At 59.8% G+C, this 23,952-nt stretch carries 18 protein-coding genes and 2 pseudogenes; 5 read left to right on the plus strand and 15 right to left on the minus strand.

Annotated elements, in window-relative coordinates; translation table 11 throughout:
• Nucleotides 1-135: 135 nt before the first annotated feature.
• The 6 genes from AC0L2C_RS14900 to AC0L2C_RS14925 form a co-directional block, all read right to left on the minus strand.
• The gene (locus tag AC0L2C_RS14900; protein WP_473523697.1) at nt 136-459 is read right to left on the minus strand and encodes an ArsR/SmtB family transcription factor; all 324 of its coding nucleotides are present in this window, start codon (nt 457-459) and stop codon (nt 136-138) included.
• A 257-nt stretch (nt 460-716) separates the two neighbouring features.
• Nucleotides 717-1,433 (minus strand): phosphate ABC transporter ATP-binding protein, encoded by a 717-nt coding sequence (locus tag AC0L2C_RS14905; RefSeq protein WP_473523698.1) that lies wholly within the window; start codon nt 1,431-1,433, stop codon nt 717-719.
• 95 nt (nt 1,434-1,528) lie between these two features.
• Nucleotides 1,529-2,317 (minus strand): PstA family ABC transporter permease, encoded by a 789-nt coding sequence (locus AC0L2C_RS14910; protein ID WP_473523699.1) that lies wholly within the window; start codon nt 2,315-2,317, stop codon nt 1,529-1,531.
• A 43-nt stretch (nt 2,318-2,360) separates the two neighbouring features.
• On the minus strand, nt 2,361-3,266 hold the full coding sequence (gene pstC / locus AC0L2C_RS14915; RefSeq protein ID WP_473523700.1) for a phosphate ABC transporter permease subunit PstC: 906 nt from the start codon (nt 3,264-3,266) through the stop codon (nt 2,361-2,363).
• Nucleotides 3,223-3,507: a hypothetical protein gene (locus AC0L2C_RS14920; RefSeq protein WP_473523701.1), complete on the minus strand. Its 285-nt coding sequence runs from the start codon at nt 3,505-3,507 to the stop codon at nt 3,223-3,225. The genes pstC and AC0L2C_RS14920 overlap by 44 nt, the downstream gene beginning before the upstream one ends.
• A 446-nt stretch (nt 3,508-3,953) precedes the next feature.
• Nucleotides 3,954-4,217, minus strand: a complete 264-nt coding sequence (locus AC0L2C_RS14925; RefSeq protein ID WP_473523702.1) for a hypothetical protein — start codon at nt 4,215-4,217, stop codon at nt 3,954-3,956.
• 98 nt (nt 4,218-4,315) lie between these two features.
• Here AC0L2C_RS14925 and AC0L2C_RS14930 point away from each other — a divergent pair, with 98 nt between their 5' ends.
• On the plus strand, nt 4,316-7,087 hold the full coding sequence (locus AC0L2C_RS14930) for an endonuclease (protein WP_473523703.1): 2,772 nt from the start codon (nt 4,316-4,318) through the stop codon (nt 7,085-7,087).
• Between the two features lie 74 nt (nt 7,088-7,161).
• Here the strand turns inward: AC0L2C_RS14930 and AC0L2C_RS14935 are convergent, their stop codons facing one another.
• A complete protein-coding gene (locus tag AC0L2C_RS14935; RefSeq protein WP_473523704.1) occupies nt 7,162-9,519 on the minus strand; it encodes a UvrD-helicase domain-containing protein in 2,358 nt (785 codons plus the stop codon).
• On the opposite strand from AC0L2C_RS14935, the gene AC0L2C_RS14940 reads away from it, so the two are divergent.
• Nucleotides 9,487-9,855 carry a hypothetical protein gene (locus AC0L2C_RS14940; RefSeq protein ID WP_473523705.1) on the plus strand — a complete coding sequence of 123 codons (369 nt, stop codon included), beginning with the start codon at nt 9,487-9,489 and terminating at the stop codon, nt 9,853-9,855. The two genes, AC0L2C_RS14935 and AC0L2C_RS14940, sit on opposite strands and share 33 nt — an antisense overlap.
• A 562-nt stretch (nt 9,856-10,417) precedes the next feature.
• Complete coding sequence (locus AC0L2C_RS14945) at nt 10,418-10,708, plus strand: hypothetical protein (protein ID WP_287106815.1); 291 nt, start codon at nt 10,418-10,420, stop codon at nt 10,706-10,708.
• Nucleotides 10,709-10,763: 55 nt separating this feature from the next.
• Here the strand turns inward: AC0L2C_RS14945 and AC0L2C_RS14950 are convergent.
• The 6 genes and pseudogenes from AC0L2C_RS14950 to AC0L2C_RS14975 all read right to left on the minus strand — a co-directional run.
• Nucleotides 10,764-11,228: pseudogene (locus tag AC0L2C_RS14950) on the minus strand (OB-fold nucleic acid binding domain-containing protein); the annotation flags it as partial.
• A gap of 307 nt (nt 11,229-11,535) precedes the next feature.
• On the minus strand, nt 11,536-13,455 hold the full coding sequence (locus AC0L2C_RS14955; RefSeq protein WP_473523706.1) for a potassium transporter Kup: 1,920 nt from the start codon (nt 13,453-13,455) through the stop codon (nt 11,536-11,538).
• A gap of 383 nt (nt 13,456-13,838) precedes the next feature.
• A complete protein-coding gene (locus tag AC0L2C_RS14960; RefSeq protein WP_473523707.1) occupies nt 13,839-14,276 on the minus strand; it encodes a hypothetical protein in 438 nt (145 codons plus the stop codon).
• A gap of 1,127 nt (nt 14,277-15,403) precedes the next feature.
• Complete coding sequence (locus tag AC0L2C_RS14965; RefSeq protein WP_473523708.1) at nt 15,404-15,880, minus strand: hypothetical protein; 477 nt, start codon at nt 15,878-15,880, stop codon at nt 15,404-15,406.
• Nucleotides 15,881-16,177: 297 nt separating this feature from the next.
• Nucleotides 16,178-16,540 carry a hypothetical protein gene (locus tag AC0L2C_RS14970; RefSeq protein ID WP_473523709.1) on the minus strand — a complete coding sequence of 121 codons (363 nt, stop codon included), beginning with the start codon at nt 16,538-16,540 and terminating at the stop codon, nt 16,178-16,180.
• A 341-nt stretch (nt 16,541-16,881) separates the two neighbouring features.
• Nucleotides 16,882-16,997, minus strand: a pseudogene (locus AC0L2C_RS14975) (ferritin-like domain-containing protein); the annotation flags it as partial.
• 246 nt (nt 16,998-17,243) lie between these two features.
• Here AC0L2C_RS14975 and AC0L2C_RS14980 point away from each other — a divergent pair.
• Nucleotides 17,244-17,909 carry a DUF6088 family protein gene (locus AC0L2C_RS14980; RefSeq protein WP_473523710.1) on the plus strand — a complete coding sequence of 222 codons (666 nt, stop codon included), beginning with the start codon at nt 17,244-17,246 and terminating at the stop codon, nt 17,907-17,909.
• Complete coding sequence (locus AC0L2C_RS14985) at nt 17,906-18,949, plus strand: nucleotidyl transferase AbiEii/AbiGii toxin family protein (RefSeq protein ID WP_473523711.1); 1,044 nt, start codon at nt 17,906-17,908, stop codon at nt 18,947-18,949. Before AC0L2C_RS14980 ends, AC0L2C_RS14985 begins: the two co-directional genes overlap by 4 nt.
• Before the next feature lie 41 nt (nt 18,950-18,990).
• On the opposite strand, the gene AC0L2C_RS14990 is transcribed toward AC0L2C_RS14985, so the two are convergent.
• Both AC0L2C_RS14990 and AC0L2C_RS14995 read right to left on the minus strand, forming a co-directional pair.
• Complete coding sequence (locus tag AC0L2C_RS14990) at nt 18,991-22,020, minus strand: type III restriction-modification system endonuclease (protein WP_473523712.1); 3,030 nt, start codon at nt 22,018-22,020, stop codon at nt 18,991-18,993.
• 10 nt (nt 22,021-22,030) lie between these two features.
• Nucleotides 22,031-23,950, minus strand: a complete 1,920-nt coding sequence (locus tag AC0L2C_RS14995) for a site-specific DNA-methyltransferase (protein WP_473523713.1) — start codon at nt 23,948-23,950, stop codon at nt 22,031-22,033.
• Nucleotides 23,951-23,952 lie beyond the last annotated feature (2 nt).

The raw sequence follows: 23,952 nt of genomic DNA on the forward strand, positions 1-23,952 counted from the left end.
TCCTCCAAGCACGTTAAGAGAAACATGACGAACATGGCACGGTGCGCGGACAACTTGGTCGCGGACAGCTCGGCGGCATTGGTACAGAAAACAGAGAGACAACTGCCGCGAGCAACCCAGCAAGTGAAAACAGGGCTAGGTTACTCGCTCCGCGCCGTGGGTCACGGGCGAGTTCCCATCGGTGCAGCATTCGTCGGCAAGGTATCCAATGAGCGCATCCATGCTCGGATGGTTGGCGCGGCAGATCAGGGTTGTGCCCTGCCGTTCCTGGTTACACAGGCCGGCGTCTATGAGGCGCTTGCAATGGTGGGACAGCGTTGAGGCTGGGATGCCGAGCTTTTGTCTGATCTTGCCGACCGACACGCCTTCGTCGCCCGCTTGAACAAGGAACCGACAAATACTTAGGCGCGTCGGATTGCCGAGCGCTTCAAGTTGAGATGCGGCTTTTTCCAACTCCATCGATACATCGGACCTCAGGTGGCGTTGAGCGGTGTCGAACAATCTGCCGACACGGAATAGCCGCCCGCCACAGCCGCGGATCGGTCGACGATTTGTAAGGCAACGAATTTCCTCGGCGCCAGTAGGGGCTCGAAATGGCGATCAGCCCGTTTTGGGCGCGACTGCGGATGAGTGCGAAGTTCTTCACTAGTGGCTTCACAACATTCGTTGTGTGATTGCATTTCTGCGCCAGCTTCATCGCGCTCTCACCAAGCAGGCTAAGCGAGACGACCTTGAATATAGTCAGCGGTGATCTGGTGGGCTGGTCGCGCGACCATCTCCGACATGGTGCCTTGCTCAAGCAGAAAACCAGAGCCGCATCGCGTCCAGAACAAGGCACAATCATCGGCAAGCCGTCGGGCCTGCGGTAGATTGTGGGTGACGATAATCAAGGTCATCCGCTCCTTGAGAGAGGCCAGGAGTTGCTCGATCGCCATGGTTGAGATCGGGTCCAAGGCGCTGCACGGCTCATCGAGAAGCAGGATATCAGGCGCGGTCGCCAGTGCTCGTGCGATGCAGAGTCGCTGTTGCTGACCACCTGAAAGGTCCGTCGCTGAAGAATTGAGTCGTCCCCCGATTTCATCGTACAGGCCGACGGCACACAGGCACCGGATCATCTGAGCCTCCCGATCAGATCGCGTCCGGAACCCCGCCTCTGCCAACACAAGATCAAAGTTCCGTCTGATTGAAAACGGGAAGGGGTTCGGCCTCTGAAACACCATGCCGACGCGCTTCCGAAGATTCAGGACATTGGCGCCCGACGAAAAGATGTTCCTCCCCTGCAAATAAATTTGGCCCGTAACTGCCGCTCCAGGGACGAGGTCAATCAGCCGGTTCATACATGTTAGCAGACTTGTTTTACCGCACCCTGACGGACCGATGAGCGCCGCAATTCTACGTGGGCGGATGGCCATGGTGACATTCGTCAGCGCCACCTTCCCGCGTTAAGCAACGGAGATCGAATTCATGCGAATGATTTCGTCTGTCGATGACGCAAATACTGGGATCAGCTCACGATACGTTGGCAGGTTCATACGCACCCTCCCGCGCTCTGATGCGATGAACGGTCCAAGAGCGCCAGGAGGCCAACGACCACGACGGTCGATCCGAACAACACCGTCGCGGTAGCGAAGGCGCGCTCGTCTCCTCCGGGTACGTTCATGGCCAAATCGAGAATATGGACCGCGAGTGTCCTTCCGGAATCGAAGATCGAATTTGGCATCCGATCGACGTAACCGCTTGTGAAGATCAACGCTGCGCTTTCCGCGACGGCACGGCCGAAGCCCAGTGCAGTCCCTGCTATGATGCCTGGCATGGCGCACGGCAATACGATGCACAACGCAACCCGCCAACGTGGCAACCCAAGAGCGTACCCGCTTATCCTCACCTCTACGAGCGAACGGAGCATCGCTTCAGTTACACAGGCGACTATCGGAAGGACCATAAGACTCAGGGTCAGTCCACCGGCCAGGAGTGAAAAACCGAGTCCCAGCCAGTCGCAGAATATCATGTTGCCAACCAGCCCGAACACGATCGACGGCACAGCAGCCAACATGCCGAGACTTGTCCGTATCATTCCCGCTATCCGCGAGTCGTGCCTTATGCCGTCGACAAGAAAGATCGCGAGCCCGACCGCAATGGGAAGCGCCGTGGCCAGCGCTATCGTCGTGACGGCCATCGTAGACACCAGAAAAGGTGCAATTCCGCCGCCACGGCCGCCCATGCTGGGAAGCGATGTGAGGAACCCAACGTTGATGGCCGGAGCCCCTCGCCTCACGATGTGGAACGCAATCAACAAGAGAACCAAGACCACCAGCATTGCGGCGGCGCGGATCGCGAGATCGCATGTTAATGAGCGGACGTCAGTTCGCATCGCGTTCGTACCATTTGCGGCAAACAACAAGAAGGCCGATGACCATCGCCATAAGCACCAGCCCCGAAACGAAGAGAGCCGAGCGATGGATTTCGATCGCATATGCCATTTCGAGGGCGATGTTTGCGGGAAGCGTTCTCACCGGGTCAAAGAGTCCGTGGGGAATGTTGACGGCATTGCCAGTCAACATCAGTACCGCCATGGTCTCACCCAAAGCCCTGGCCAGACCAAGCATAGATGCCGCTGTCAGTGCATTTTTCGCGGAGGGGACCACAATACGCACGATGGCGCTGTGCCGGCAGCATCCGAGCGCAAAGCCGCCCCGATATATCCCAGGCGATATCTGTCGCAACCCGGCTTGTGAAAGTACCGCGACGGTTGGCAGAATCATGATCGACAGCACGATTATGCCCGCGAGAAGCGCGGCGCCTGGCGGTCGCGATGCGGCGATGATGGGCACCAGAACTGTCAGGCCCCACAGTCCATAAACAACCGACGGTATTCCCGCGAGGGCCTGCAAGACGATGCGGAAAAAAGCAGCAGTTGCGGGGCTGGCATAGAAAGTGATGTAGATCGCGCAAGTGATGCCCAACGGGGCCGCAATGAAGACAGCGCCGGCAGAAACAGCAGCCGTTCCGGCTATCATCGGCACCAGCCCGAACTCCCCAGCAGTCGGATACCAGTCCAATTTCGCGATGAAGGCGAGAATTCCTACGTCGGCAAGCGCGGGCGCGGAGCCGATGCCTATAACCAGCAGCACCGCGGCCATCGCCGCCAATCCCGAAAGCCCCGCAGTCCAGAGCAGGATCGTGAAAGCCTGCTCAACAACAAATGATCGCCTGTCAAAGCGGTCATTTCGAAATCGGCGAGAAGAAGTGATCGCGAACGAGGTCATGGACGTTCTCTCCAGACGCGTATTCGAGGAATTGCTTGACCGCCTCAGTTGAACTCGGGCCAGACACCAAATTCAGCGGGCGGCTCGAAAGTGCCAGGAGCATCGGCTCAACACCGATATGTTCGCGTTCGCTCAGGTCTTCATGATCTCCGAAATCCTTGGTTGGAAAGCTCTGAGTCTTTCGTAAAATCGCCTTTGCGGCTTCGCCGATCCTGATGGCTGTCGATAGGCGAGCACTCATTAGAGACCTCTAGATAATACGTACCGACTTTGTGGTCAGAGCCCAGCCATTGCAAGAAGGCTATCATCTGAGCGATGTTGGTGCAGCCGCGTCCGCTCGTCCGCACCCAATGCTGACGTCTCGGCTACTGACCCGACTGTCCGCCTTTAAGAACGCGTGCAACCTGGATAAATGGCCGGAATGCGGCGCAAAGCTGCTATTCCCCGAGCGTTGCGCCAAGACCTGCCTAGCGTCACGCCTGCCGTTGGGCGACCGTGAAACAAAGAATCCTGAAAGGTCAGACGTTGTGATCGGGCGACCCCGGCACAGGTCGCCATTGAGTTCCGCACTGCAATCTTGTGCGACTTTTGGGCGAACAAACACCGAACTGCACTACAAAGGGCTCCGCTCAAATTCTACGGAATCCAAGACAAGATACAGACCGCTGATGGGTCCGACGCGGTACTCTAACTTGGGACGCGATGTCGGATGAGCGTGAGCCCTGTCGGCCGAAGGGCATTTACCGTGAGTCCTTCGGCGAGGACAAACCCATCTTCGTTCTTGCCGGCAAGCTCTTCGCTGCCATGGCGCAAGTCACTGGTCTCCTCTCGCCGCGGCGCCAGATCATCGCCATCGACCTTGAAGGCCACGGTCTGCGAGACACGCCCATGAACCGCGAGAGGAACTGCGATGATGTTGCCGCAGTCCGGCGCCACCTGGGGATAGTCCAAGCTGAGGTAGCGGTTTGGCCGACCATCTGCACAACCGTAACATTTCCGTCGTTTCCGACGATTATAGGTTGCGCATCACTTCTGATTCGGGGGACCAGATGGCGGATTCAGCGCAAGAAGCAAATCTTTCGTTCGAGCAGCAAATGGCGGTGGAACGGCCCGACGCCGGCCCCGTTCCTAAGAGCGCTGCGGACTGGGGCATCAAGGATCTGGCCATCCTGCCCGGTGATGTCCAGAAGACCCGACGCCTTCGCAGCCCGAAGTTCGAAGGTTTGCCGGCCGACGCCAGCACCATGTTCGAGCAGCTGTCCGTCACCCTGGAACAGGTTGTCGGCTCCAACGATCTGCGCCCGGCCTGGTGGCTGGAGGAAGGCGCGGCTCGCTCGCGCGCCGTCTGCAAGATCGACGCTTCTGGTGTCGACTACAAAGGGCGCTCCGGCACCTGGAGCGGATCCGGTTTTCTGGTCGCGCCGGGCATACTGTGCACCAACCATCACGTCCTCAACAGCAAGGAGGTCGCCGCCCGCAGTCGCGCGCTGTTCGATTTCGCCGCCCTTCCCGACGGGACTGTGCGTCAGGTCTCAACTTTCCGCCTGCGTCCCGATCTCCTTTTCTGGACCAGCCCGGTCGTCGCCACCGGCGGCAAGGGCGGTCTCGATGTCACGTTTGTCGCCGTCGAAGGCCAACCCGGCTCGACCTTCGGCAGCATTCCGCTTCTGCGGCAGGCCTTTGTGGTAGCTGACGAAGACAAGCTGAATGTCATCCAGCACCCAAATGGACGCCTCAAGGAAGTCGCGATCCGCAACAACACGGTGGTGTTCCAAAACACCCAGGTGATCCAATACGAGTCCGACACCGAGGCGGGCAGTTCGGGCGCGCCGGTCATGAATGACGGTTGGGAGCTCGTGGCGCTTCACCATGCGGCGAAAGACAAGTCGAACGAAGGCATCAAGTTCTCGGCGATCGCCGCTGCTCTGGAACTGGAGGCGCAAACCGGCAACGCAGATGCGGCGCGGCTTCTCGAACTTTTCGCGGGCACGGATGAACTGGCCGGGTTCTTCGGCACCCTCGGTCGCGCGGGTGGCCAGAACGACAGCGGCATGGAGCGGGTCGTCGACGCCTACAACGGCGAGGATCAGGATCTCGACATCGGCTTCTGGAACATCGAATGGTTCAACAAACGCTGGCAGGACAAGCTCGATTCCGTCGCGCGTATCGTTGTCGAAATGAACCTCGACGTCTGGGTGTTCGTGGAATCGAGCCTCGAAGCAACCGAGGCTTTGGCCCGGCATTTGGAAACCAGCTATCAGACCAAGTCCTGGGGTGTGCTCGCCAGCCAGGACGCCGCTTCGGAGCGGCAGATCACGACGGTGATGTGGAACAAGAGCACCGCCGGCGTATCCTCGAAAACCTGGCCTGAGAAAGTCGAGCGCTGGTTCCAGGTTGACAGCCGCCAGTTCGATGATCTCGGTCTCGAGGCAGTCCACGGCAAGGTGTTCGACCGCTATCCGGCGCTGTACGAGGTGACGGCCAAGATCCAGGGGATGGATTCGACGTTCAACCTCGTCCCTGTTCATCTGAAGGCCAAGGACGAAGGCAGCCTGCGCCGGCAGATGGCGGCGCGCCTGCTCGCCGAAGCGATCGCCGAACTCGCCCAGGATCCCAGCTTCGATAGCGACTGGATCATCGGCGGCGACGCCAATGCGACCCTGGCATCCGGAGACCTCGACGCGCTGACCTCCGTCGGCCTGACCGCGCTCACCGCCCAAGATGCTTCGGACAAGCAGATCACTTACGTCAAGGTGCCCTTCAAGTCTCTGATCGACCATGTCTTCATCTCGCCCAATCTCGTGCCGGACGGCCGGGATTTCATGATTGTCGCGCTCGACCGAACCATCGACCGATTTCTGGAAGTGTCGGATCACCGCCCGATCCTCTTGCGTCTGGCCGCCACAGCGCCCACGGATGCCGCACCGCCCGTCGGTCAGCCATTGACCGAAGACGAGGCGCGGCGCCTGTCGCGCGGTCTGCGCCGGCGCAACCAGCCGGCGGCCGGGGCTCGGACACTGGCGGAAGCTCGGGCACGGCTTGCCGACAGGAGCACCTACTATGACGCCGCCGCCGACGCGGTCGTCCGCGAGGCCTATTGGACCGGGATTTCGGCGGGTACGGCGGGCTTCACCCAAATGGTGGCCGGGACTCTGAAGCAAACCCACACCACGCCCTTGAACTACGAACCTTCAAAGCACGTCTACCCGTGGGTCGACGTCCGTCCGAACGCGATGGTACAGAGCATCTATTCCGGCTTCGAAGCCACACCCGAATTTTTCATCCAAGCCGACGCCGAAGTGGAGCGGCTACGGACCGAGGCGCGCGCGGCGCTTCTGGAGCGCGGCGTGCTGGAATCCACGGAGATGGAAGCAATGCTGGAATCGCAGTTCCAGTACAATTGCGAGCATGTCGTGCCGCAAAGCTGGTTCGGCAAGAAGGAGCCGATGCGCGGCGACCTTCACCATCTCTTCTCGTGCGAGCCGCGCTGCAACAGCTTCCGCTCGAACTATCCGCTGGTCCAGCACGAATTCGAAAGAACGATGCAGGATTGCGGGCGGGTCGAAGGCGACGCCTTCGAGCCCAAAGGTGGGAAGGGCGCAGTTGCGCGGGCGACGCTCTATTTCATGCTCCGATATGCCGGCTATGTCGGCAGGCGCTATGCCGGCCAGCGGCTGAAAACGCTTTTGGCTTGGCATGAACAGTATGCCCCCGATGAGTGGGAAAAACATCGCAATGCGGCGATCTACGTCCTCCAAGGTAATCGGAATCCGCTGATTGATTTCCCCGAGTGGGCCCTGCGCCTGCAGTTCGAAGGCTGACGTCGGAGAGCACGCGCGCTTGGGAAGCGGCTGGGATAAGTGTGAATTGCCAAGTGACCGCGGTGCTCCTGACGTTAGGCGCGCCTATGTAGGCGAGCCGTCGATTGCGCCGGAGCACCTTCGCTGTGCATGCAATCAGCGAACTGATTGCATGCGTGAAACACCGTCCCGTTCCTGTTGCGCTTCTCGACCGTTTGGCCCACCAGACAAACGGGGCATTGACGCCAGGCAGCGCCTTCGATCGTCTCGAAGCGCACTTCATCCCCGGCGATCTCGCAAAGTTCCCGGATATAACGGGATGGCTGACGGCAGTTGGTGAATAGGTATACGCCTCGGCTGGCGCGCGTTAGCGCGACGTAGAACAGGCGTCGTTCTTCAGCATAGGCGAAGGTTTCAGGGCGGGGAATTACCAGATTGAGCAGCTCGTCGTCCTCGATGCGGCTCGGCACGCCATAATCGCCTTCACTCACATCAAGCAGAACCGTGTAGTCCGCCTCAAGCCCTTTGGCCCGGTGAAAGGATAAACCCGAAACCTCGATATTGGCAAAGGAGGGCGGGATCCCGCCGAACGGGTCCAGCAGATTGTACCGCCATAGAACCAGGACCTTGAGTTTGGCACCCGGTTTGTCGCGCCACTGCGCGGCGATGCCCCCCAGAGCTAGGTCGAGCCGTTTGAGCAGACGATGACAAGCCTGGGCGAAGTTGGGCGCGCCGCGCTCGTCATCAATGGGAATAACCCGGATCGACCGCGGAACGGCGGGCCGTGTCGAGCGGACCGATTTCGTGATCTGTTCGGGATTGCGCTGGACAAAGGTCGCGGCCGTCTCGGCGATGAGCTGATTGCAGCGGTAAGTCTGTTCCAGGCGTCCCTGCCAGCTTGCCCCGAAATTGGCCTCGAACTGCGTGAAGATCGTGATGTCCGATCCGGCAAAGCGATAGATCGACTGCCAGTCATCTCCGACCGCGAACATCTTGCTGAACGCCTTCTGCTGCCTGAGCGCTTTGATGAGATTGGCGCGCGGCTCGGAGATGTCCTGAAACTCGTCGACAAGGATTAGGGAATAGGGACTCTGATACCGCCCGGTCTCGACCAGCCGGACCGCGTCGGCAATCATCGAATCGAAGTCGATCCGCCTAGTCTCTTCCAGTCTTTGCGAATAGCCCTGCGTGATCATCCACACGACGCGCGCATAGAGCTTCGCGCGCTCCTTGTCGTGTAGGGTCCCGGCACGCTCGAGCAGCATATCGAGCGTCAGATGGCTGGCGCGAATATGCTTGATGCAGGTGGATATGAGCTTGTGATAGTGCTTGATCACTACAGGCTCGACCGCCTTCGTGATCTCGGCATAGCTCTTGCGCTGGAAGTGAACGGCGCGGCGCGCCAATTCCGCCTCGAGTGTGCTGAGCAGTGTCTCGCTACTCGCCTGCGCCGAAGTGGTCTCGAAAAAATCAATTTCCTTCCGTCGATAGGCCTGCCGTTTGCTCTCAGCGTGCTGAACATAATCCGCAAAGGGGGAGGTCCCGTCGGCGCTGAGCGCGAAATGCTCATGCACCGTGTCGGTCAGAGGATAGTAGAAATCGGGATGCAGATGGCGGACCGTACCGTCATCGTCCTCGACCGCGATCTGCCGCTCATATTCGAACTCGACAGAATGCAGCCACAGCCAGTTAACGATCTTCTGCTCCTGCAGGGACTTGACGATGTCCCCGGCAAGAGAACCGATCGTGGCTTCGCCCTTCCTGAGCCGATCCGAGACATAGCGACGGTAGTCAGCCTCGGTGTCGAAAACCTCGGCCGGGATGTCCGCCTTGGGATGCACCACGAGCAGGTCGCACCACAATCGCGCGAATTCCGGATCGGTCTCGACAAGGCTCCGGATGATCTCTTCGATGACCCTGGCTTCGCCGGCGGGATGATCGACCCAGTTGGCAAGCTGGGGCGGACGTCCTTCGACCTCCTTAATGATGCCCCGTCCAAGCGCGTGAAACGTCGTGACGCGGCACTCCAGCGCGCTTTCTTCGACCTGTAGCTGTCGTGCGATCCTGGTCCTGAGTTCGTCGGCTGCGCTCTTATTGAAGGCCAGAAGCAGGATCTCATCGGGCCGGTAGAGCTGCTTTTCCAGGACATAGGCCAGCTTGCCGACCATGGTCGCGGATTTACCTGACCCGGCCGAGGCGACGAGCAGATTGTTATCCTCCAGGCGGATACAGGCTTCGCGTTGCTGATCGGAAAAGGAGCGCCCGTCGAGATCGTCGAAAAATGGCTGGAATTTGCGCAACTCCGCGGCAACGAATGCTTCATTATAGGCGTGGCGAACGCCCAGGTCGGTCAGCATGGCGAACGAAGCCGGCAGGGACGCCTTGAGTCCGGCCGGCATCAATTGTGGATCCAGAAGCGGGTGAGAAAGCGCGGCAGCGGCGCTGCCGGGCACGCTGGCGATGGCCCGCCCGAGATCGGCCTGCGCGAGATACTGTCTGTTGTCTTCGGTGATCTCCCGAAGCCTGGCATCGACATCGAGCAAATGATCCGTCTCTGTGCCGATGAGGTCGAAGAGATGGGTGTTGATGAACGCATGAAGGTCTGCGGCCAGTTGCTCGGACGCGTCCCCCGACAGACTCGACAGATTGTCCGTTCTGCCGCGTGCGCGGATCTCGACGGTATGCCACAGCAGCGCCTTGCTGGTCGAAACCGACACGATATCGAGGCAGCTGAGATCAACATCGCCACCCTGCCTCAGCCGAATGCGCCCGGACAGCTTGGGGTCTAGGGTCAGCTTCCATTTTCCGGAAGGAAACATCCGCGCAAGGAAGCCAGGGCGGTATGTGCGCGCACGGCCAGATAGCAATTTACTCAGTGCCACATTCGATCTGTCCAGTAAATCAGGGCTCCCAAGGAGCTGATTATCATCAACGTATTGAGATGTTCCAAATCATCGCGGGCAATCGCAATGAAATGTTCGCAGCCAAAGCGCTGTCCCGGGATCTCGGGTCATCCTGGCACAGGCCAGTCAGTGAGCTGCTTCGATTGTGTGTCAGGACATCGTCAGGCTGCGGTCCCACGCGTCATATTGGTCGTATAGACGCCGCTTGGAAGTGAGCAAATGGTTCGAGATTGTTCACAAGCCCTTGCGAGCCCTGGTGCGTTATGCATGGTAAGCTGGCGGCTGAACGAGATCACCGCGAGCAGGTGGGCGCCGGGACCACTTTCGAGGTTTACATCGCTGTTCCGCTGGCGCTGGGGTGGAACGGGCTCCCGGCCAATGGCCGCCGGCCCCGAGGCAGGGCTCATTGAGATGATCCGACCGCCTTGGAACAAGATGGGGGTAGAGCATGATGAAGCGTTGGCAGCGTGTCTCCATGGACGCGAGCGCCGAGGATGGGATCACGATCATTCGCATCACGCGCGGCCGCAAGGGCGACGCCATGGCTACCGTGGAATCGTTGGAGTGGTTTGAGCCGGACGGTCACGAATACACCGGCTACGCCGCGGCTCAGGAAACGGGGCGGCGTCCTGCCGTCGAGGTGCTCGCCGACTTTAAAAAGGTGCGGGCAGTCGTTGCGCTTGAGAGCGACGACATTTGGGATCCGGCATGGGGTGACCTGCTGCCAATCGGCCGTTAACCCTGCCCGACAATAGTGGGCACAACCATCCTGCTGAAGTGGCCGTCCGGAAGCGCTACCGGAAGTCCCGCGTCTTGACCTTGATATGGTCGATATGGTCATGGGCATCGACGATGTCGCGCCCCTTCGGCATGCCGCGCGGATCGATGCCCGATCCGCCGTGATGAGCTTCGTCCCCGCGGCCGTGCGGCAACGGAAACGGCGTCTCGCGGTTTCCCACGCTGGCCAGCTAGGCCGACAGATCGGTCAGCTCGTGGGCGACGAGGTGCACCACCTCCCCTTCCCGCTGGATGCGTCCGCGGACGCCGAGCATGGCCGACGCAAGAAGCACGCGCCGGAATTTCTCGAAGATCTCGACCCAGACGACGACGTTTGCCGCGCCCGTCTCACCCTCCATGGTGAGGAACATGAAGCCTTTGGCCGAGCCCGGCCGCTGCCGGACCAGCACCAGGCCGGCGGCCTCGAGCCAGCTTCTGTCTCGCGCCTGCATGGCTTCCTGACAGGTCACGATGCGGCGCCGGTTAGGCGGCACGCCGATTTTGGGAACGCTTGCCTGTGAACTGAAAGATTGAAGGTCGGACTTGCGGCACATCGATTACGTTCAAATGAATAAGTTGCTGACCGGCGAGGTCGTTTCAGCGCATCTCGACTGGTGGGTCGGCAAGACAATGGGAACGGGAATGATCGTAGACGTAAAGGGACGGCTTTGGGGCCGGAAGCTTCGGGCTGGAACCGGACCTCAGTTGGGCGCAAGCATCGTGGCCTCCGCCCGGTCAGGCATTCACCGGCTCGGGAAATGCCAATTGATTCTGCTCAACCGGGCATGCCTAAACGGCCACCTGCGTTCCGATCTCAACCACACGTCCAGTCGGGATCTGGAAATACTCGGTCGCATCGGCTGCCGTGCGCGCCAAGCCGATGAACAGCTTGTCCTGCCACACCGGCATGCCGGAATTGGGCGACGCCTTGAGCGAGCGCCGCGACAGGAAGAAGGAGGTCGTCATGATGTCGAACTTCCAGCCCTGCTTGCGGCAGATCGCCAGCGCACGCGGGATGTTGGGCTGTTCCATGTAGCCGAAGGTCAGCGTCACCCGCATGAACAAATCGTTGATCGTTTCCATCTTGACCCGGTCGCTATCGGGCACCATGGGCTGCTGCGCCGTCACCACCGAGAGGATGACATTCTGTTCGTGCAGCACCTTGTAGTGCTTCAGGCTGTGCATCAGCGCCGTCGGCGCGCTTTGCGGATCGCTGGTCAGGAACACGGCCGTACCGGACACCAGCTGTGGTTTCTTCTTCAACAAATTGCCGGCAAGGAAATCGAGCGGGATCTCGTTCCTGCGCGTCTTGTCGAATAGGTACCTGGTGCCTCTTATCCAAGTCCACATGGTCATCACGATCACTGCGGCAATGGCAAGCGAGGCCCAGCCGCCTTCGAATACCTTGACGATGTTGGCTGCAAAGAAGCCGGTATCGATGAAGGCGAACACCGCCATCAAGGCGATCGCGACGCCGAGCGGCCATTTCCAGATGCGCGTCATGACGACAAAAAGCAGTATGTTCGTCACCAGCATGTTGCCGGTCACCGAAATACCGTAAGCCGAGGCCAGTCTGCTGGATTCGCCGAAGCCGACCACCAGCAGCATCACCACCAGCGCCAGCAGCAGGTTGACGCGCGGCAGGTAGATTTGGCCCGACTGTTTTTCCGACGTATGCTGGATCACGAAACGCGGCAGCATGTTGAGCTGTACCGCCTGCCTGGTCAGCGAGAAGGCGCCGGAGATCACCGCCTGGCTGGCGATCACGGTCGCCGCCGTCGCCAGCACCACCATCGGGATAAGCGTCCAGCCCTCGTTCATCTCGAAGAAGGGATGACCGACGACACCGCCATGCGCCAGCACGAAGGCGCCCTGCCCGACATAGCTGAGCAACAGGCAAGGAAACACTACCGCCAGCCAGGCAAGCACGATCGGCTTGCGCCCGAAATGGCCGAGGTCGGCATAGAGCGCCTCGGCGCCGGTGACGGCGAGAAAAACCGCACCAACCGTGACGAAGGCGACTTCGGGCGAGTTGATCAGGAATGACACGATATAATGCGGGCTGATTGCCAGCAGGATTTCCGGGTCGTCCATGATGTGGTTGAGGCCGGAAAGGCCGATGGCCAGGAACCACAGCGCGGTAACGGGCCCGAACACCAATCCTACGCCGCCGGTGCCAAACCGCTGTACCGCAAACACGATCGCCAGGATGGCCAGTGTCAGCGGCACCACATAGGGCTGGAATGTCGGCGTGACGACATTCATACCTTCGACCGCCGACAGTACCGAGATTGCCGGCGTAATGACTGCGTCGCCGAAAAAAAGCGCCGCGCCGACGATGCCGATGCCGAGGATCACCGCAGAGCGGGTCGGGAAACTGTTGCGCGCCAGCGCCATAAGCGACAGCACTCCGCCCTCGCCTCGATTGTCGGCGCGGAGCACGAACATGATGTATTTGATCGTCACGGTGATCGTCAGCGACCAGATGATCAGCGAGAGTACGCCGAGGATGTCGCCACGGTTGGCGACGTTGCCACCGGCTGATGCATGCAACGCCTCGCGAAATGCATAGATCGGGCTGGTGCCGATATCGCCGTAAACGACACCGAGTGCGCCCAGCATCAGCACCTTGGTGCTGTGCTGCTCGACCTCAGAATGGCTCGATTGTTCGACAGGTTCTGCCTCGTTACCAGCATTGGTAAGGGCCATGGACGACACTCCGATAAGCGCGCGGTGCTCTACGCTTGCTGCACTGCAATATCAAGTGCCGTAACGTAATGTCTGCCGGCATCGCCTGTCGTTGCTCGCCTTGGCAGACTCGCCAGCCCCGAAGCCCTACCGACGAGCAATAGCGCACCGGCAGAACCCTCAAGCGCCCAGATCAATGAATGGTTCTCGACCACAGTGCCCCCCGCGATGCGACCGATGGCGACCAGGGTGTCGGGGCGCACAAGGATGGCGGTTTCCTGAGAGATGATGGGGGAGAACAAGTCCGCGCTTGGGAGGGCCACAAACGCCCGCTCAGCGGCTGCCTCGTCCTCCGCAACGCTGAGGAAGGCCCGATCGCCTATGAATGGCAACTGCAAGCTCTCCTACCGAACAATCAGTTCGGCACGCCCGCTTCGGAATTCGTGCTTGGCAAGGAACGACACGATTCCCGCGGCAATCTTTTTGCTGCCCTGTTCCGAAGGCTCGATGGCGTTGGCAAAGTCGGCGTCCTCGCCGCAGACAATGCGAAGGTCGATCAGCGGAACGCCGCGCACGGCGGCTGCTCGTGCGCCGACCTGCCTAAGGGTTTTCCCTTTCTTCGCGAGAACTTTGGCTTTCTTCTTCTCATCCAGGTCGACGACCTTGATCCGTATGGCTGCAGACCCAGTAAACGGCTGCAATGATGGCGGCAGCCCGGCACATGCCGTTGCTGAAGACACGTCTTGATCATTGCTCGGGAACAGCGCACGTTTGCGGGTGATCTCGCGCAGCCTCGGCAATCTCCGGGGATGTATTTTGTCGCAGTGCACTTCGGTCCGCATTGGCGCGCGCCTCGAACACTTTTTGCGAGCAGACCTGCTTGGCTGATTCGATCGGTAGATAAACTCGCAAGGGGCACCTCAGCCTCAGCGATTCCCAGCTCGGCTGCAATCTGCTTTTTTCACTTCTTGCCTGCCGAGCGAAACCTCGACGCCCACATCTCGTCTATGTGTAGTTGTTGGTGACGCGCCTTGCCCGGAAGATTGCACGAAGGTCTGCGCGGCTGGCAACAGCAACACCACCGTGGCAAGCCGCGCGTGATAGGGAATGTATTCATGGCCGGCCTCCTGCAGGTGCCTATGACAACAATGGCAAAGTCATTGTGGCGTTCCAGGAATGGAAAACCAGGCGCAGCCTCTCGGCCATGCGTCGCTGACAAGGCTACAGTTTCCATACGGGGAACTGGGTGCTGCTCGATCTCTACGGCACGTTGCCCGCCGCGTCCGGTCGCCGGACCTCTTTTCAACAGATCGGGAATTAGCTGGAAGACTCACGGATTCGATTTCATCCCGCAAGGCTGCGGAAATACGGCATTCGGCATCGCTATCCTGGAGAAGCTTTGACCATGGTGCTGATGAAGGAGGCTACGGCTGCTGTCCCGCCACATGTCCTATGAGGTGCTTGAACAGGATCTGCAGCTGGACCTGTGGCGAATAAGCCAAAAAAAACGGCTTTGCTCTTACTCACGTCCGGACGACAGCGGGCGCCTCCACTTGGGCTGGCGGGCCACAGATAGCCAGAGACCTGGGATCCGGGAGTAAACTGATGATCAAAGAAAAGGGTACGGGAAGCGATCATCGCAGAGCTCCAGCGTTGATCCGAATCCGACCAGTCAAAGCTCCGGATCTGCGACGGCGCGGCGTGTGACGCCAGCGGCACCATCTGCGCTGTCGACGAGGTATCTTGGTCCGGCTTTGCCGCACTCCATGCGCGCGCCGCAAGCACCATCTGGGCGCAGTGCAGCGTCAGCGGCGGGTGGAGGCCGAGATTTGCGAGGCCGTCCGGGTTTGTGTTCACGAACTGAATCGACACACCCGCGGTCGCGGCCGAACGGTTCTCCACTTCGTGCCGTAGTACAGAAGCTCTTGCACAGGCGTTCAATGGCCACGAAATGCGCGGCGCTATTGCCCTACTTCGCCTTTCGCATCTCCTGCGCGACTAGTCCGCCGGCAGCCAAACCCAGAGCGAGCGCTACATACGCAGCTGCGATGGAGCGCTTAGAAAGCACTGTCTCCCAGCCCGGGGTCAGCCGCTTCGGCACAACGAGATAGTCCACAGCCGCGGCGATCGCGGCTAACGCGGAGGCATCGCGCAGCATCAGTAGCGGCGACCGCGGAGGATTTCTGGCGAGCCAAGCCTCGAAAGGAGCGGCCCAGAATATGGCCGAAGCATGATGGGTGCCCAAGCCGACCGCCGTGTGCGCGAGGTCGGCCTTCCTAATCGCACCAGCCTTGTCGCCGTGGAGCCAGTGGCTGGTGGCGTTGGTCGGCTGCAGCGCCGACTTTCCTTCGGCTTTGGCCAGAAGGGCGAGGAACGCCGCCGTCACAACACTTGCGACCGTTCCGGTCACGCCTGTCGAAAGTCCAGTCTTCAGCAAGCCGTTCACCTTAACCTCCGTAACTCTCCTCTTTTTAACCGCCGAACCGAAGCTCAGTTCCCGACGCCTCTATTAACGGCAAGGAGCTGTATCCCAACTGAAGTGTCAATCCGCCGACGGCGCGTTCTTTTCGCGTCTGTCAGGTGATTGCGACCGCCCGGGTATACGGTGGTAGAAATCATTTTCTGCGCCGCCGCCCCGGAAGAGGTTTCATTGAAATTCCGCCAAGTTTTACACTGCCTTCGCATACTCATATGGACTGCGGCAGTTGCAGCGTTGCCACGGGTGTTTTCGCCTCTTGCGGCTTCACCGTTTGCGGCGCCTGGAAAGCCGGCGGTGATTTAGGCGAACCTGCCGCCCCGCAGGCTCAAGAGCAGCAAGGGCCATTGATCGCCCGATATCGGCCAGCGGCGATGACGCGTCGGCTATGGCGAGCGGCAATGTCAATGCGCCCCGCGTCCAAGCCACCTGTGCCGCAAGAATCCCCTGCGCAAGGGCCGAAACTTTTTCGCTCACCGCCTTGACGGTTTCCGGCCGACCTGAAACCAGCGAACCGGTTGCCTCGGCAACCAGGATCGGCAACCGCAACCCCACAACCCAGGGCGCGAGCATCAGGTTCTGGGCAAGAGCAATCTCAGCGCGGACGCGCCTTCCTCGGTGACTGGCCAACACTCGTTACTCCTTCTGTTTGGATTTTGCGGGTCCAGATAGGGGGGCCGGCAATGACCACCAACAACATGCGCCTGTTCAGGGTTCCATAGCCCAGTCCTTCCGTCTCGGCCCGTTCTCGTCAACGAGCTTGTCCATGCCGCCGATTAACCGCAGTCGAAAGCAGATGGTCGTCCCCGCTCGTCTCAAGGTAGCCGAACTTGGCACAAACGCTGACCCGTTTAGGCTTTCACCTGTATGCCGCGCTCGCCGAGAAAGAGCGGCGGCTGATCTCTGAACGGACCAAGGCCGCCCTCGCCTCTCGCAAGGACACTTTCGGCCGATCACCTGGCCTACAATCCCTCCGGACCGGCATCGGAATCGTCGATTCCTTTCCCGGTGGAGCCGCGCAGGTAATATTCGGCCTCCATGTATTCCAGATTGAGGGGGCAACCCGGAAAACGTTTTCGTCTTTAATGTCGTCCTACGCATTGGCGCGGGAAACCGGGCCAAAGCCGATCTCTCAGCACGGGGACCAGTGCTGCGCGATCCAAACGTGTTCGAGAGACACCTACAGCATCCGCGCCGGGGGTAACTCGACTGGCGCCGCCAGCGGCGAAATGGCGGCGCGCCTCAGCGCGCGCGACCGCGGAGTGTCCGAAAATTGTAGCATATTTCGGACTCATACCTTGCCTTTTGTCCGAAATTGTAGCATATTTCGGACATGCCCATCGTTGAGCCCGATACCGATCTTCGCTCGCGCCTGCTTGCCCGCATTGAGTCCAAACCCGACGAGGTCTGGACCCCCGGCGACTTCGCCGATCTCGGCGCGCGCGCTGCCGTGGACAAAACCCTGCAGCGCCTGGCAGCCGCCGGGGAGCTGCGCCGGATCGACCGAGGCCTCTATGACCGGCCGCGCACGAACAACCTGACTGGCCGCGCCACCGTGCCGGATTATCGCGCTGTGATCCGCGCCGTCACGCGCCGCGATCGGGCGCGCGCCGTCATCGATGGTATGACGGCCGCCAACGACCTCGGCCTGACGACCGCCGTCCCCGCCCGAATAGAAGTGCTGGTCGATGCGCGGTTGAAGTCAATCAAGCTCGGCACGCAGGAAATCCACTTCAAATACGCTGCCCCTAGCCGCCTCTATTGGGCGGATCGGCCGGGGATGCGGGTCGTCCAGGCCTTGCATTGGATGCAGGACATGCTGACCCAGAAGGGCGAACGGAAGCGTATCCAAGCGACGTTGCGCCGCCTGTTTGCCGACCCCAAGCACGGCGAGGCCATTCGCGAGGATCTGCGCGCCGGTCTCTCCGCCGTGCCGATCTGGATGCAGGAGTTCCTCCGCGAAATCCTGAGGGCGGACCCGCACGAGGCGAAGCCATGAGTACCGATGCTTACTGCCAGATCATCGCGGCATCCCCACGTGACCGGCTCGACCTGTTCCTCGCCACGGCCAATCGGATCGGCGCTCCGGTGGGCAATGTCGAAAAGGATTTCTGGGTCTGCTGGACCCTCAATTCGCTCTACCACGAACGGCCTGCGGGGGAGCCACGGCTGCTTTTCAAGGGCGGGACGTCGCTGTCAAAAGGCTACGGCCTCATCCAGCGTTTTTCCGAGGACATCGACGTTACCGTGTTCCGCGACGATCTCGGCGAGGCTGCCTCCGTCGAAGAGCTTGAGGGACTGTCGAACAAGAAGCGCCGCGCCAAGCTCGACGCCATCCGGGACGCCTGCCGTGCGTATATCACAGGCCCGCTGCGAGACTTCCTCACCGCTCAACTTACCGACATTACGAACGGCGCCGGACGGGTGGAGCTCGACGAAGCCGATGCCGATGGTCAGACCCTGCTGCTCTGGTATCCCGAGGTCGAGCCGCGTGATGGCGCCTATGTGCGACGGGCCATACGCCTCGAGTCCGGGGCGAAATCGGCGCTCGATCCCAATCGCCCCATCACGATCACGCCCTATGTCGCGGAGGAAGCGGCAGGCATTGATCTCACCGTCGCCAATGTGACCACGATCGAGGCGACCCGCACCTTTTGGGACAAGGTGGTGATCGCCCATGGATTGCGCCGCTGGTACGAGCGGCGCGGCGAACTGCGGCAGGAAGGCCAGCGGGTGTCTCGGCACTATTACGACCTGCACTGTCTTCTCGGATCCGAGACCGGAAAGGCCGCGCTGGGCGATCTCGATCTTGGCGCCGATTGTGTGCGGCACGCACGAATGTTTTTCGACCGTCCCGACTATGACCTCGCTTCAGCAGTCCCGGGCAGCTTCGCGATCGCACCCGCTCCAAATATGGTGGGCGCGCTCACGCGCGACTATGCCAATACGGCGGCCATGATCTTCGGCACTCCGCCGAGTTTCGATGACATTCTGGAGTCAGCACGGCAAATTGAGCAGGACATCAACACCCATTCCTAGTCGCCTGTTCCCTACATCAGGTGCGGGCGTATGCCAGTCAGTCAACAACGCTCCATCAGGTCGTCGATCTTCGTTGCCTTGATGTAGCGGGCCGGGTTCGGATCGATCTCAAGCGCCTTGAAGTGAGCCTCGCCACACATGATCTTCGCCGCTTCGTTATCGCGAAGATCGTCGGTGAACAAACTGCCCTTCGTCTCGATCACGAAATAGAGACGCTCCTCGCCGCTGACCTCCACCAGCACCGCCCAATCGGGATTGTACGTACCCAGCGGCGTCGGCACTTTGAACCACGCCGGAAGCTTGGCGTAGATTTTCACCGACTCGTTCTTTTCGAGCTGCTCCGCGAACGTCCGTTCGACGCCGCCGGAATCGTAAACAACGTGCTCGAAGACTGACTTCGTTGCGTCCTTGAGCATGTTCCTCAGATAGCCCGTTAGCTCTTCCTGCTGGAAAAGTTCCTGAGCGTAGTAGTGCTCGTCACCGATCCGCTGGTATTTGATCCCATCGACCAACGCCAACCGCTTGGTGCGGTTGATCACTTCACCCGCGATCTCGATGAAGGCCTGCGGATTGCGCTTGAAGTCCTTCAACCGCCCGCACTCGGTGAGGATGCGGACAAGGCTCTTGCGCGTGAGTTGGGTGCGATCCTGGAGATCGGTGAGCACGTCGGGCAACGCGATGTCACCCTCCTCGATCGTGACGATCATCCCGCTGTTCTTGTCGCGCTCCGTGGCTTCAACGCCACCCTGGCCGATGGAAAGATCGGCCTTCCTGATCCGGACACGCGCCTTGGAAACCGGCGGGCCGTTGGCGATTGCCTTGGCGCAGTCGGCGATCAGCTTTTCATTGTCGAAGTGAACGCGATAGGTCGTCTTGTGCTTGATGCGATCCCAAAGCGCCTGGAACTCCGCGCTTTCCAGAATGGCCTGCCGTGTTTTGACGACGACGCGCTCGTCGGCGTTCTTGATATCGAGCTTGCCGGCGACCTTCTTCAACAGCTCGCGAACCGCCGCAACATGCCCTTCGAGTTCTTTCGGCAAAGCGAAAGTGCCGTCCTTCAGCGCCGCGCGCAGCGTGTCCTGCACCTTACCCTTCGGGTCAACGAAACCTTGCGTCTTCAAGTGCTCGAAGATCGCGGCGGATGCGTCGAATCCCAGCATGCCCGTTGAGCCATCAGCCTTCGCCACTGGAATGGCGGCGAACTGGTGCTTCTCGACAATCCCGAACTTAACGCCGGTGTCCCTCTCGATCTCTTTTTGCAGGTTCTCGGCGAACTCCTCGTAACTTTCGGTAGCGACGACGGTCAGCGTATTGACCTCGAACCCGCGTAACCGCTCGCCTTGCTGATTGACGCACAGGCGCAGGCCTCGGCCAATCGTCTGGCGACGCTCGCGTTCCGTGCCCATCTCGCGGAGCGCGCATATCTGGAAGACGTTCGGATTGTCCCAGCCCTCCTTGAGGGCCGAGTGGGAGAAGATGAACTTGAGCTTGGTCTCGAAGCCCAGCAGCTTCTCCTTGTCCTTCATGATCAGGTTGTAGGCGCGTTCGGCGTTGTCCCGGCCTGCCTGGTTATTGTCCGCCGTATCGGTCCAGCGCCGCGCCTTGTCGATCGAGAAATAGCCGTCATGAACCTCCTCGGCTTCCGAAGTGAGATCGACTTCCTTGAACAGGCTGACGAACTCCGGGAGCTTCGCCGCGCGGCGATATTCTTCCTCGAAGATACGCGCGTATTTGCCCTTCATCGCACTACCGTCCTCGTCATACGACCGGTAGTGCTCAACGGCGTCGATGAAGAAGAGGCTCAACACCTTGATGCCCAGCGGCGCGAGGCGTTTTTCCTTTTCCAGATGCTCCTGGATCGTGCGGCGGATCATCAGCCGCTTCATGGCGTCCGCGTCCACGTCACCAACCGCCTCGCCGGGCGACAGGAAGGTTTCGCCACCCGGAAGCTTTACTTCCAGGAGCTGGCTGTCCTTCGCGGCGCGGATCTCGCCGATCCGGCAATCGGCATACACGGCACGCTTTGTGAGTTCCTGAAGATCGTCGCCGTCCTGAACGACCACCTCTTTGCGACGCACCGCCTTGCCATCCTGAACGTCGATCTCGACGCGCGCCGTCACTGGTCCCTTGCCGTTGCTGGCCGAAACAAAGCGCACATATGCCTTGTTGTACCCGCCCTCGACCTCCATCGACGCAACTTCGATCTGCTTAACAAGCTTGCGCTCATAGGCATCGACCGCATCGAGGCGAAATACCATGTGGTGCTTGTCGACATGGGTGGCCGAATAGCGAAGCGTGCAGAGCGGGTTCATCTCCGCGAGAGCCGAACGCCCGCGGCCTTCAAGACCACCATCAACGCTTTGCGGCTCATCCACGATCAGGATCGGCCGTGTGGCGCGGATCAAGTCGATCGGGCGCTCGCCACCGGTCTTCTCGCTGTCCTTATAGAGGTTGTTCACGTCCTTCTTGTTGATGGCGCCGACCGTCACCACCATGATCTGAATGTTCGGGCTGGTCGCGAAATTGCGTACCTGCCCCAGCTTGCCGGAATCGTAGAGGAAATAATCGAAGGGCTGGCCGGAATAGAGGCCCTTGAAGTGCTCTTCGGTGATCTGAAGCGTCTTGTAGACGCCCTCCTTGATCGCGACCGAAGGCACGACGATCACGAACTTGGTGAAGCCGTAGCGCCGGTTCAGCTCGAAAATGGTGCGCAGATAGACGTATGTTTTGCCTGTGCCGGTCTCCATCTCGACGGTGAAGTCGCCGGAGGTGAGCGCCGTTGACGGCGCGAGGCCATTGCGAAGCTGGATGTCGTTCAGATTTCCGATGATCTCGTCATCGAGCAGCGTCAGGCGGTTGCCGATGCCGAGTTCGCTTTCAACCAGGCCTAGTTCGCCTTGCGCGCCCAGGAAGCCGCCAAGATCGAGGCTGCCTTGCCCGGTGCGTTCGGCCAGTGGGCGGCGCGTCACCGTGAATTCGGTGCGGTTGATCTCCTGGCCGCGGAACAAATCAGCGACGGACTCGATCGCCAGCTTCTGGTAGTCGAGATCGGGTTCGAAATGCAGTTTCATCGAACCCCTCCTACAGGCTGCGAACGTCGGTGATGCCGTTCTGACTGAGGATCGCCGCCATGTTGGTTTTGGCGACATCATCGGCGAAGCCCGAATCCTTGAACACGACGCGCGTGTCGACGGCAGGTGCAAGCGCCGTGCGCCACGTCACGATCCCCGAAGCTAGCGGCTCGACCACGTCCTTGCTCAACCCATCGGCAAGGCAGACGATCAGCGCACCCCCACCGATGGAATTCACGGACTTGCCGGCGATGCTCTTCGTCTCGATCGGCACGCAAAGATCGAGCCCGAGCTTCAACAGCAGCTCATAGAGCACGTCCTGCTCCTTGCGACCTTGGACGAGATGCTCAGCATTCTTCAGCAGGCTGCTTTCGAGATCGGCTGCGACCGGCTCCCACGCGCGGATATTCGATGATGCAAGCTTGAAGACGCGGAACCCAAAATCACCCTTGAAGAGGGGATTTTCTTCATCGATCCGCGCTGCAGAACGTCGGAGCCTTTCTTTAGTTAGTTCGGCTATAGTGCGAGGCTTTCCCAACTTATCGCAGAAATCCGATGCAACCTTTTGTTCTCTGTTACTGGGGTCGAGAGGCTCGGGAAGTTGGACAAGGACGTATCGGCGCTTTAGGTTCTCCGCAGCATTTTGCTTCAAAAGGGCGTGTCCGGTCGTTCCCGACCCGGCAAAAAAATCCAGAACGATATCACCATCCGCGGCGACCTGCTCAATGAGACTCGCAATCAGCGCTGTCGGTTTTGGGAACGCAAAGAGGTCAACGCCGAACAGTGAGCGTATCTCCTGGGTCCCATCTGCTGTATGTACACCATCAATAATCGACCGGAATGCAATGAACTCCGATCGCATCTCGCTCCGAAATTTCTTCTCGCGAGGTCTTCCGTCATCATTCCTGGGAAACAGAACTTTTCCCTCGGATATCAGCTCCGCCATCTTATCTTTCGAATATCGCCATCCCGTGGAGGCATTCGGGGGGAACACCCGTCCAGTCAACGGATCGACGACGTCGTAGTGAAGGTTTGGTCGCTGATCTCTCGTAGCAAGGCCGAGCATGCTACGGCTCATCCAATCCCCACGCGGATCACCGTCTGGATTTCCGAATTTCGACTCATCGCGGCCCACACCCTTGAGCGAGAAGCCATCGTCCCGGGCATAGGCGACGATGTACTCATGGTCGGTTGATATGTTTGTGTTTGCGCGTGCATCAGTAAACTGACGAGCCTTCCACACAAATTGCGCAACGAAATTTTCCTCACCAAATATGTCATTCAATATAGCGCGGAGATTCGCGACTTCACCGTCGTCGCACGAAACTAGAATTACACCATCTGAATGGAGAAGGTTTCTTGCGAGCTTCAAACGCGGATAAATCATGTTCAGCCAGTCGGTGTGAAACCGGCCAGACGCTTCAGTATTCGACGAAATCTTTCGACCGCCTTCAACCTGCCCCGTAAGCTCAAGATAGTTCCTGACATTGTCGCTATAGTCATCAGGATAAACGAAATCCTTTCCCGTGTTATAGGGCGGATCGATGTATATAAGCTTCACCTTGCCGGCGTAGCTCTTCTGCAAGAGCTTAAGGACTTCGAGATTGTCGCCTTCGATCATAATGTTCTGGGTAGCGTCCCAATCGACGCTTTCGTCCCGGCATGGCAGTAGCGTGCCGGTGGACGGCGTCAGCGCGATCTGTCGCGCACGGCGTTTGCCATGCCAGTTCAGCCCGTATCTCTCGTCGCGCTCATCAACGACAGCACCCAGCAGCTCCCGGAGAACCCCGAGATCAATTCGCCCCTCCTTGAATGCCTCCGGGAAAAGGGACCTTAAGGACTCGACGTTGTCCGCTACAATGTCGGCACTTTTGGTGATTGAGCTCCTTGGGTCGAGCTTCTCGATATTGGCCATCGTCACGCCTTCCATTC

It is taken from the genome of Mesorhizobium sp. WSM4845, from assembly GCF_055811455.1.

Excerpts from the sequence above, each read along its gene's own strand:
- AC0L2C_RS14920 (WP_473523701.1), bottom strand. The coding sequence starts at position 3,507 with ATGAGTGCTCGCCTATCGACAGCCATCAGGATCGGCGAAGCCGCAAAG.
- AC0L2C_RS14960 (WP_473523707.1), bottom strand. The coding sequence starts at position 14,276 with ATGCGGACCGAAGTGCACTGCGACAAAATACATCCCCGGAGATTGCCG.
- AC0L2C_RS14985 (WP_473523711.1), top strand. The coding sequence starts at position 17,906 with ATGAGTACCGATGCTTACTGCCAGATCATCGCGGCATCCCCACGTGAC.
- AC0L2C_RS14945 (WP_287106815.1), top strand. The coding sequence starts at position 10,418 with ATGATGAAGCGTTGGCAGCGTGTCTCCATGGACGCGAGCGCCGAGGAT.
- AC0L2C_RS14900 (WP_473523697.1), bottom strand. The coding sequence starts at position 459 with ATGGAGTTGGAAAAAGCCGCATCTCAACTTGAAGCGCTCGGCAATCCG.
- AC0L2C_RS14980 (WP_473523710.1), top strand. The coding sequence starts at position 17,244 with ATGCCCATCGTTGAGCCCGATACCGATCTTCGCTCGCGCCTGCTTGCC.
- pstC (WP_473523700.1), bottom strand. The coding sequence starts at position 3,266 with ATGACCTCGTTCGCGATCACTTCTTCTCGCCGATTTCGAAATGACCGC.
- AC0L2C_RS14990 (WP_473523712.1), bottom strand. The coding sequence starts at position 22,020 with ATGAAACTGCATTTCGAACCCGATCTCGACTACCAGAAGCTGGCGATC.
- AC0L2C_RS14930 (WP_473523703.1), top strand. The coding sequence starts at position 4,316 with ATGGCGGATTCAGCGCAAGAAGCAAATCTTTCGTTCGAGCAGCAAATG.
- AC0L2C_RS14955 (WP_473523706.1), bottom strand. The coding sequence starts at position 13,455 with ATGGCCCTTACCAATGCTGGTAACGAGGCAGAACCTGTCGAACAATCG.
- AC0L2C_RS14995 (WP_473523713.1), bottom strand. The coding sequence starts at position 23,950 with ATGGAAGGCGTGACGATGGCCAATATCGAGAAGCTCGACCCAAGGAGC.
- AC0L2C_RS14910 (WP_473523699.1), bottom strand. The coding sequence starts at position 2,317 with ATGCTGGTGGTCTTGGTTCTCTTGTTGATTGCGTTCCACATCGTGAGG.